This window comes from Cellulomonas xiejunii (assembly GCF_024508315.1).
GTDB lineage: Bacteria > Actinomycetota > Actinomycetes > Actinomycetales > Cellulomonadaceae > Cellulomonas > Cellulomonas xiejunii.
The window spans coordinates 2628979-2637385 of sequence record NZ_CP101987.1 but is presented as its reverse complement, the minus strand read 5'-3'; the positions used below and the strand labels follow the sequence as shown (position 1 = coordinate 2637385).

7 protein-coding genes are annotated in these 8407 nt (G+C 72.1%); 4 read left to right on the top strand and 3 right to left on the bottom strand.

Annotation, left to right across the window (positions count from 1 at the left end; all coding sequences use genetic code 11):
* Positions 1-20: 20 nt before the first annotated feature.
* The 4 genes from NP048_RS12000 (at position 21) to NP048_RS11985 (ending at position 4965) form a co-directional block, all read left to right on the top strand.
* Positions 21-599, top strand: a complete 579-nt coding sequence (locus tag NP048_RS12000) for an NUDIX domain-containing protein (protein ID WP_227575829.1) — start codon at positions 21-23, stop codon at positions 597-599.
* 171 nt (positions 600-770) lie between these two features.
* Positions 771-1370, top strand: a complete 600-nt coding sequence (locus tag NP048_RS11995; RefSeq protein ID WP_227575828.1) for a hypothetical protein — start codon at positions 771-773, stop codon at positions 1368-1370.
* Positions 1367-2545: a glycosyltransferase family 4 protein gene (locus NP048_RS11990; protein ID WP_227575827.1), complete on the top strand. Its 1179-nt coding sequence runs from the start codon at positions 1367-1369 to the stop codon at positions 2543-2545. Before NP048_RS11995 ends, NP048_RS11990 begins: the two co-directional genes overlap by 4 nt.
* Positions 2542-4965, top strand: a complete 2424-nt coding sequence (locus NP048_RS11985; RefSeq protein WP_227575826.1) for a glycosyltransferase — start codon at positions 2542-2544, stop codon at positions 4963-4965. The genes NP048_RS11990 and NP048_RS11985 overlap by 4 nt, the downstream gene beginning before the upstream one ends.
* A 61-nt stretch (positions 4966-5026) precedes the next feature.
* On the opposite strand, the gene NP048_RS11980 is transcribed toward NP048_RS11985, so the two are convergent.
* From NP048_RS11980 to rfbH, 3 genes are read right to left on the bottom strand one after another with little or no spacing between them, the layout of a single operon-like run.
* Positions 5027-6025, bottom strand: a complete 999-nt coding sequence (locus tag NP048_RS11980) for an NAD(P)/FAD-dependent oxidoreductase (protein WP_227575825.1) — start codon at positions 6023-6025, stop codon at positions 5027-5029.
* On the bottom strand, positions 6022-7056 hold the full coding sequence (gene rfbG, locus NP048_RS11975; protein ID WP_227575824.1) for a CDP-glucose 4,6-dehydratase: 1035 nt from the start codon (positions 7054-7056) through the stop codon (positions 6022-6024). Before rfbG ends, NP048_RS11980 begins: the two co-directional genes overlap by 4 nt.
* Positions 7056-8381 (bottom strand): lipopolysaccharide biosynthesis protein RfbH, encoded by a 1326-nt coding sequence (gene rfbH, locus NP048_RS11970; RefSeq protein WP_227575823.1) that lies wholly within the window; start codon positions 8379-8381, stop codon positions 7056-7058. Before rfbH ends, rfbG begins: the two co-directional genes overlap by 1 nt.
* Positions 8382-8407: the final 26 nt, after the last annotated feature.

Below are 8407 nucleotides of genomic sequence, written 5' to 3'. Positions count from 1 at the left end.
GGGTCCTCTCCAGTGCGCCCGTGTTTCGCGGCCGCGTGACGGCGCTGCGTTCCGACGTCATCGAGATGCCGGACGGCGGTTCCGCCCAGCGTGACGTCGTGGAGCTTCCCGGAGCGGTCGGAATCGTCGCGCTCGACGAGGACGACCGGGTGCTTCTCGTGCGGCAGTACCGGCACCCGGTCGGCCGGCGCCTGTGGGAGGTCCCGGCGGGGCTGCTCGACTCGACCACGGAGGCGCCGCGCGAAGCAGGGGAGAGGGAGCTGTACGAGGAGGGGCGCTTGCGTGCCCGCTCCTGGCACACGCTCGTCGACGTCCTCACGTCGCCGGGGTCGACGGACGAGACGATCCGGATCCTCCTCGCGCGCGACCTGGAGGCGGTCCCCGCGGACGAGTGGTTCAGCGGACCGGACGAGGAGGCCGAGCTCGAGCGCCGGTGGTGCGGCCTTGACGAGGTCCTCCGCGGGTGTCTCGACGGTACGGTGGAGAACGGCATCACCGTGGCGGCTGTCACGGCCGTGGCCGCCTGGCGGCGGGTCGGAGGCGCCCTGCGCCCTGCGGACGCGCCGTGGCTCGCACGCAAGCAAGAGGTCCGGGGATGAGGCGCACTCGTCCCCTCGGCCGGACCGGTCGCCCGTGCCGGTGAGGGAGATCACAGCCGAAGCAGATCCGCAGGTCCGACGTCGTGGGGCACCGTTGCAGTCTCCCGCAGCCGTCGCCCCCGCACGGCACCCGAGATCTCGTACATGACGACGGAAGATGGAACGAGCCACATGAACTCCCCCCGCGAGAACGCGGCGATGCAGACCACCGACGTCGAGGCGCTCCGTGTGATGACCGAGGTCACGCTCCGTGCCTCAGGTGCGGACGTCCCTGCGGCGGGCGGTTCCGTCACCGTCGGCAGCCGCGTCGGTGAGCTTGCCCAGCACAGCCTCGGGCACATCCACCACGCCAGGCAGCTGCTCGCTTCCCAGCCCGTCGTCACCGGGACGCGGTTCGCGCTCCCCAAGCGCCTGCTGCTGCGCGGGTCGCGGCTCTTCACGCACCGCATCGTGGCCGCGGGATCCGAGCTGGCCGACGCCGTCGAGACCCTGCTCCAGGTGCACAACGAGGCACTCGACGAGTTCGAGCGTCAGGCGAACGCCTTGCGTGCACAGCTGGCGACCGCGGAACTCGCGCTCCAGGACCAGTTCGACGGCCTTGCGGGCGCGGGCTCCACCGGGCCCGCGTCCGGCGACGGAGCGACCGCGTCCTCCGCGACCGCGTCCCTCGAGGCCCGCGTCCGGCTGCTCGAGGCGGAGCTCGCCTCGGTCCGCGCGCTGAACGCCACGCCCGCCGTCGACCGGCAGCAGGTCGAGGGGGACGACGCATGAGGATCGGACTGGTCAAGCCTGACTGGGGGATCCGCGGTGGCTTCGAGGTCGTCGTCGACCGGGTCGTCCGGGACCTCTCGGCTGCCGGCCACGACGTCGACGTGGTGCAGGTCGCCGTGGCCGAGCTGGGACGGACGCCCTTCGGCGCGTCGGTCGACCCGCTCGTGTGGGCACAGGCCCCGGAGTGGTTCACGCACATGGCACTCGTCGAGCGCTTCCGTGCGCTGGACCTGTCGGACTACGACGTCGTCGTGTCCACGCAGCCGCCGTCCTACGCGGTGCGCCACCCTCGCCACCTGGCGCTCTTCTACCACCACCAGCGCGCCTTCTACGACCTCGAGGACGTCTGGGTCGCCGCCGGACGCGCGGACGCGGCGCTGCACCGGGCGGCCTCCGCGTTGCTGCGCCACGCGGAGGCGGATGACATCGCCGGCGTCGGGCACTTCCTCGTGGGGTCGCGCCGGGTCCAGGAGCGGCTGGGCGAGTTCCACGGTCCGGGCCTGTCGATGAGCCTGTACGAGGCTGCGGCGCCGGTGGTCGACGCCGAGGCCGGCGGCGGCAGCCACGTCCTGACGGTCAGTCGGCACGAGTTCACGAAGCGGACCGAGCTCACCGTGCAGGCACTGGCGCTGGGCGACGTCCCCGGGGTGCTGGTCGGCGACGGCGGGCGTCTGCCCTACGTGCGCGACCTCGCCGCGCGGTTCGCCACCGGTGCGCTCGACCCCGTGGCGGTCGCACCGCAGGACCTGTGGCTCAACCTCGGTCTGCCCGCGGGTGACGAGGACCCGGCCCCCGCCCCGCACGTGCGCCTGCTCGGACGCGTCGACGACGCCACGCTCGACGGGCTCTACCGCGACGCGCTGTGCGTCGTCGCACCCGCCTACGACGAGGACGACGGCCTCACGGTGCGGGAGGCGATGGCGTACGGCCGACCGGTCGTCGTGTGTCGTGACGGTGGCGGTCTGACCGCGTTCGTCGAGCACGGCGTCAACGGACTGGTCGTCGAGCCGGACGGAGCCGCGATCGCCGCCGCGGTCGCCGAGCTGGCGGGCGACCCCGACCTGGCTGCGCGCCTGGGTCGCGCGGGCCAGGAGAAGGCTCGCACGCTCACGGAGGCGCGGGCCCGCAGGCAGCTCCTCGACGCCGTCGAGCGCACAGCGGAGCTGAGTCGGTGAGGATCGCCATCGTCGCGCCCAGCCCGGTGCCGTTCGGACCCGGGGGCGCCGAGGCCCTGTGGGCAGGGCTCTACCACCAGCTCCTCGCGGACAGCCCGCACGACGTCGAGCTCCTGAAGGTGCCGGTGCGGGAGACCGACCTCCCGGAGGTCATGGCGGCGTACGAGTCGTTCACCTCGCTCGACCTCACGCACTTCGACATGGTCATCACCGGCAAGTACCCCGCCTGGATGGTGCAGCACCCACGGCACGTCGTCTACATGCTCCACCCCCTGCGGGGCCTGTACGACAGCTACCGCTACTTCGGCGAGCCGACGACGGTCGACGACCCGGACCCGCGCGTGCGCGCTCTCGTCGACACGGCCGCCGCCCTGCGGCGCAGCACGGTCCCGGCGCTCTTCGCCCAGTTCAGCGAGGCCGTGCGCGAGCTCGGCCCTGCGCACCCTGCGTTGCGGTTCCCTGGGCCCTTGGCACGATCGCTCGTGCACGCCCTGGACCGCGTCGGGCTCTCGGAGGCGTCCCGCTACCTGGCCATCAGCCGCACCGTGGCGGAGCGTGAGGGCTACTTCCCGACAGGTGCGCAGGTCAGCGTGGTGCATCCGCCCTCGGATCTCACCGGGCTGCACGAGGAGCCGGGGGAGTACTTCTTCACGGCCTCGCGGCACGACGCGCCCAAGCGGCTCGACCTGCTGGTGCGTGCGATGGCGCACTACCCGGGCTCGCGCCGGCTCGTCATCGCCGGGACCGGACCGGAGACCCCGCGGCTCGCCGAGCTCGCGGCCGGTGACCCTCGCATCGAGCTCGTGGGGCGGGTGTCGCAGGAGGAGCTCGTCACGCACTACGCCCGGGCGATCGGGGTGCCCTTCATCCCGGTGGACGAGGACCTGGGTCTGATCACCTACGAGGCGATGCGCTCCGGCAAGCCCGTCCTCACCGCGAGCGACTCCGGAGGTCCGACGGAGTTCGTCCGGCCCGGTCTCAACGGCGCGGTCGTCGAGCCGACGCCTCGCGCGGTCGGGAGAGGGCTCGCCGAGATCGAACGCCTCGCGGGCAGCCCGCGGACCGCGGAGCTGGCGCGACGCGCCGTGTCCCACATCTCGTGGTCCCACGTCGCCGACGCCCTGACCGCGCCGCCTGCTCGACCGGTGGCGCACCACGCCGACCGCGCGTCGGGCGGGGACGGGCGTCCGCGTCTCGTCGTCACCTCGACGTTCCCGGTCTGGCCGCCCCGCAACGGCGGACAGCTGCGCGCCTACCACCTCTACCGCGAGCTCGCGGACCAGTACGACGTGCACATCGTCTGCCAGGCTGCGACGGGTACCGTTCCGTCGGCGCGGCTCATCGCGCCCGGGATGACCGAGCACGTCGTCCCCCGGACACGGGAGCACCACGACGCCGAGCAGCGGATCACCGACCTCGCGGCCCTGCCCGTGACGGACATCGTCGCCGGGCGGCTGTCGGCGCTCACCCCCGAGTACGCGCGCACGCTCGCCGACCTGCTGCGCGGAGCCGCTGCGGTCCTGCTCGCGGACCCGTTCATGTACCCGGTGGTCGCCGACGTGCGGCCCGAAAGTGTGCCGGTGATCTACGACGCCTACAACTGCGAGCTGCACCTCAAGACGCAGATGCTGCCGCACACCACCGTCCGTGACGAGCTCCTCGACGAGGTGCGCCGGGTGGAGGCCGCAGCCTGCGATGCTGCGTCGCTCGTCCTGACCGTCTCGCAGGAGGACGCGGCCCAGCTGCGTGCGCTCTACGGCACGCCGGCGGAGAAGTTCGCCGCGGCGCCCAACGGTGTCGACCTGCGCTCGGTCCCGTACACCCCGATGGCGGCCCGGGTGGTCCAGCGGGACCGCTGGCTGGCTCGCCTGCGCGCGCTGGGCGCCGGCTCGGACCTGCGGCACGTCGCGATGTTCGTCGGGTCGTGGCACCTGCCGAACATCGAGGCGGCGGAGGCGATCTGCGCGATGGCCCCCGAGGTGCCGGACACCGCGTTCGTGCTTCTGGGGAGTCACACCGGTGCGCTGCGGCGTCGCGTGACGCCGCCGAACGTCTTCCCGCTCGGTGTCGTGTCCGACGCCGCGAAGCTGACGATGCTGGCGGCCGCGGACGTCGCCCTCGCGCCCCTGATGACCGGTTCCGGCACGAATCTCAAGGTCGTCGAGTACCTGGCAGCAGGGGTGCCGGTCGTGAGCACGCCGGTCGGCCTGCGGGGCCTGCGCATGCCAGAGGGCACGGTCCAGGTGTCGGCCCTCGGCGACTTCCCGGAGATGATCGGTGCGGTGCTGGCCCGGTCGGCGACAGCCGACAGCCGGTCGGAGCTCGCGCGTCGGGCCGTCGAGGCCGCCTACGACTGGTCCGCTGTCGCCGACGGGGTGCGCGACCGACTCGAGAGCGTCCTGGTCGTCCCCGCGCCGTGACGGTCGTCGCCGCGCCGTGACGGTCGTCCCCGCGCCGTGACGCGGGGACGACCAGGGGTGCTCACTCGTCGGTCGAGTGCCCCGGGATCAAGGACAGGTCGGGGTCGACGTAGACCGCCGCGTTGTTGATGGCCGTCGCAGCCTCGCCGAACCCTGTGACCATGAGTGTCACCTTGCCGCGGAACGTCGTGCAGTCACCGGCCGCGTACACGCCGGGCAGGTTCGTCTGCATACCGGCGTCGACGAGGATCTTGCGCTCCTCGAGGTCGATGCCCCACGACGCGAACGGGGAGGGGCCGGTCACGAGACCGAGCGCCCCGATGACCGTGTCGGCCGGGAGCACGCGCTCCGCGCCCTCGCCGTCCCGGACGAGGACGGAACGGACGACGTCGTCACCGTTGATGGCCTGGACCTCGCTCTCGGTCAGCAGCGCGACCCCGAGCGACTCGGCACGTGCGATCTGCGAGCCGTGCGCGCGGAACTGCCGACGCCGGTGCACGACGGTCACCGAGCGGGCGATGGGGCTCAGCTGGATCGCCCAGTCGAGCGCCGTGTCGCCGCCGCCGACGATGACGACGTCCTCGTCGGCGTGCGCCTGCGGATCCGTGACGACGTAGGTGACTCCTCGGCCGGCCCAGCCGTGCCCCGCGGGCAGCGCGCGCGGGCGGACGCTGCCCGCTCCGGTCGCGAGGACGACGGCTCGGGCGTCAAGGGTCCGGCCGTCCGCGAGCGACACCGACAGGATGCCCGTGCGCTCGTCGCGCGTGAGGTCGACGACGCTCGCGTCCTGGATGAACGTCGGGGAGTAGGCGGCGGCCTGCTCGACGAGCCCCGTGACGAGGTCGGCGCCGCTCACCCCGACGTACCCGGCGACGTCGTGGATGATCTTCGCCGGGTAGAGGGCGCTCACCTGCCCCCCGGGCTCACGGTTCGCGTCGACCACCGTGACGGAGAGGCCGCGGAAGCCGGCGTAGTACGCGGCGAAGAGCCCGGCGGGACCCGCACCGACGATGACGATGTCGCTCCCGCGGTGGTGCGTCAGGACGTCCTCGCTCTTCATGCGTGCTGTCTTCCCCTCTGCAGGAACTCGGTGATCTGGGCGACGGTCCGCTCCCGGGCGGGAGCCCCGTCGAGCACGTCCCGGGACCACTCGACGGTCCAGGCCAGGGCGTCGTCGAGGGTGAGCCGGTCGCTCCACCCGAGCTCGAGCTCGGCCTTGCGGGAGTCGAGGGCCAGGAGCCCTGCCTCGTGGAGACCGTCGCCGCGGTCGACCACCACCTGGGCGTCGTCACCCCAGAGCTTGGCGACCGACGCCGCGATGTCGCCGACCCGGACGAACGAGCTGGTGCCCGGCCCGAAGTTGAACGCCTCTCCGGCGTGGTTGCCCGCGAGGAGGGAGTCGGCGAGTGCGAGGTAGCCCTGCAGGCAGTCGAGCACGTGCTGCCACGGACGCACGGCATCGGGGTAGCGCAACCGCACGGGCTGGCGGGCGCTGAACGAGGCGACGAGGTCGACCATGAGGCGCTCGGGGCACACGTCGCCGCCCCCGATGACGTTGCCCGCGCGGGCGATCGCCGTCGGTGTCGCCGCCCCCGAGCTGACGATCCACGACTGCGTGAGCAGGTCCGCGGCGGCCTTCGACGCCGAGTACGGGTCGAACCCCCCGAGGGGGTCGGACTCCCGGTATCCCCAGATCTGGTCGACGTTCCGGTAGACCTTGTCGGTCGTCACGACGACGGTGGCGCGGACGCCGCCCGCCGCCTGGACGGCATCGAGGACGTTGTACGTCCCGTTGACGTTCGTCTCCCACGTCGTCCGGGGGTCGCGGTACGACTCGCGGACGAGGGGCTGGGCGGCGAGGTGCAGCACCACGTCGGGCGCGGTCGAGGCGAGCGCGTCGCGCGTGGCGGCAGCGTCACGGATGTCGACCCGGTGGTCGGCCGTCAGCAGCTCGCCGACGCGCGCACGCTCGAACAGCGAACCCGGCGCGGGATCCAGCGCCAGGCCCGACACCTCGTGCCCCAGCTCGTGCAGGAGGAGCGCGAGCCAGGCACCCTTGAAGCCGGTGTGGCCCGTGACGAGGTAGTGCATCAGAGACCCTCGCCCTGCTCCTCGATGAACTCGATCACGGAGTCGACGGCGTAGTCCATCATCGACTCCGTGAGTCCGGGGTACACACCGAGCCAGAACGACCGGTTCATGACGACGTCCGAGTTGCGCAGGTCACCGACGACACGGTGGTCGATCCCGCGGTACGCGGGCTGGCGCAGCAGGTTGCCGGCGAAGATGAGGCGCGTGCCGACCTTCTTCGACTCGAGGTAGCGCATGAGCTCCTCACGGTCGACGTCGAGGTCGGCGCCGAGCGTGATGGGGAACCCGAACCACGCGGGGTCGGAGTTCGGCGTGGCGACCGGCAGGATGAGGCCCTCGACCTCGCTGAGGCGCTCGTGCAGGTAGGCGAAGTTCTCCTTGCGCCGCTTGACGAACGTGTCGATCTTCGCGAGCTGGGTCACGCCCAGCGCCGCCTGCATGTCGGTGCCCTTGAGGTTGTAGCCGATGTGGCTGTACGTGTACTTGTGGTCGTAGCCGGCTGGCAGGTCGCCCAGCGACCACCCGAACCGCTTGCCGCACGTGTTGTCCTGGCCGGTCTCGCAGTAGCAGTCGCGGCCCCAGTCGCGGAACGACTCGACCTGACGCGTCACGAGAGGGTTCTTGCTGAAGACGGCGCCGCCCTCACCGGTGGTGATGTGGTGGGCGGGGTAGAACGACACCGTGGCGGTGTCGCCGAAGGAACCCGTGCGCTGGCCGCGGTACGTCGACCCGAGCGCGTCGCACGAGTCCTCGACGAGCCACAGGTCGTTCTCCTTGCACAGCTCCTGGACGAGGTCGAGGTCGAACGGGTTGCCCAGCGTGTGCGCCATCATGATCGCGCGGGTGCGGGGCCCGATCGCCTCCCGGAGCTGGTCCCCGATGGCGTCGTACGTCCCGAGCTCGACGTCGACGAAGACCGGCTTCAGGCCGTTCTGGATGATCGGGTTGAGCGTCGTGGGGAAACCGGCGGCCACGGTCACGACCTCGTCGCCCGGCTGCAGGCGACGGCGTCCCAGCTTGGGGCTGGTCAGGGCCGAGAGGGCGACGAGGTTGGCGGACGAGCCGCTGTTGACGAATCGGGCGGAGCGCGTGCCGACGTAGGCGGCGAGCTGGTCCTGGAAGTCGTTGGTCCAGCGGCCGGCCGTCAGCCAGCCGTCGAGGGACGAGTCGACCAGGGCGACCATGTCGTCCGCGTCCAGCACCTTGCCCGAGACCGGGACGCTCGACTCTCCGGGGACGAACTCACGTGCTGCGAGGGCCTCCTGCGCGAAGGCTCGGACGTCGGCCAGGATGTTGTCGCGGCGGGCCGCGAGCGCGTCGTTCACTGCGAAGAGCTCCTCAGGTGGTGGGC

Coding starts and splice junctions, on each gene's coding strand:
- NP048_RS11995 (WP_227575828.1), top strand. CDS start 771: ATGAACTCCCCCCGCGAGAACGCGGCGATGCAGACCACCGACGTCGAG.
- NP048_RS11980 (WP_227575825.1), bottom strand. CDS start 6,025: ATGAAGAGCGAGGACGTCCTGACGCACCACCGCGGGAGCGACATCGTC.
- rfbG (WP_227575824.1), bottom strand. CDS start 7,056: ATGCACTACCTCGTCACGGGCCACACCGGCTTCAAGGGTGCCTGGCTC.
- NP048_RS11990 (WP_227575827.1), top strand. CDS start 1,367: ATGAGGATCGGACTGGTCAAGCCTGACTGGGGGATCCGCGGTGGCTTC.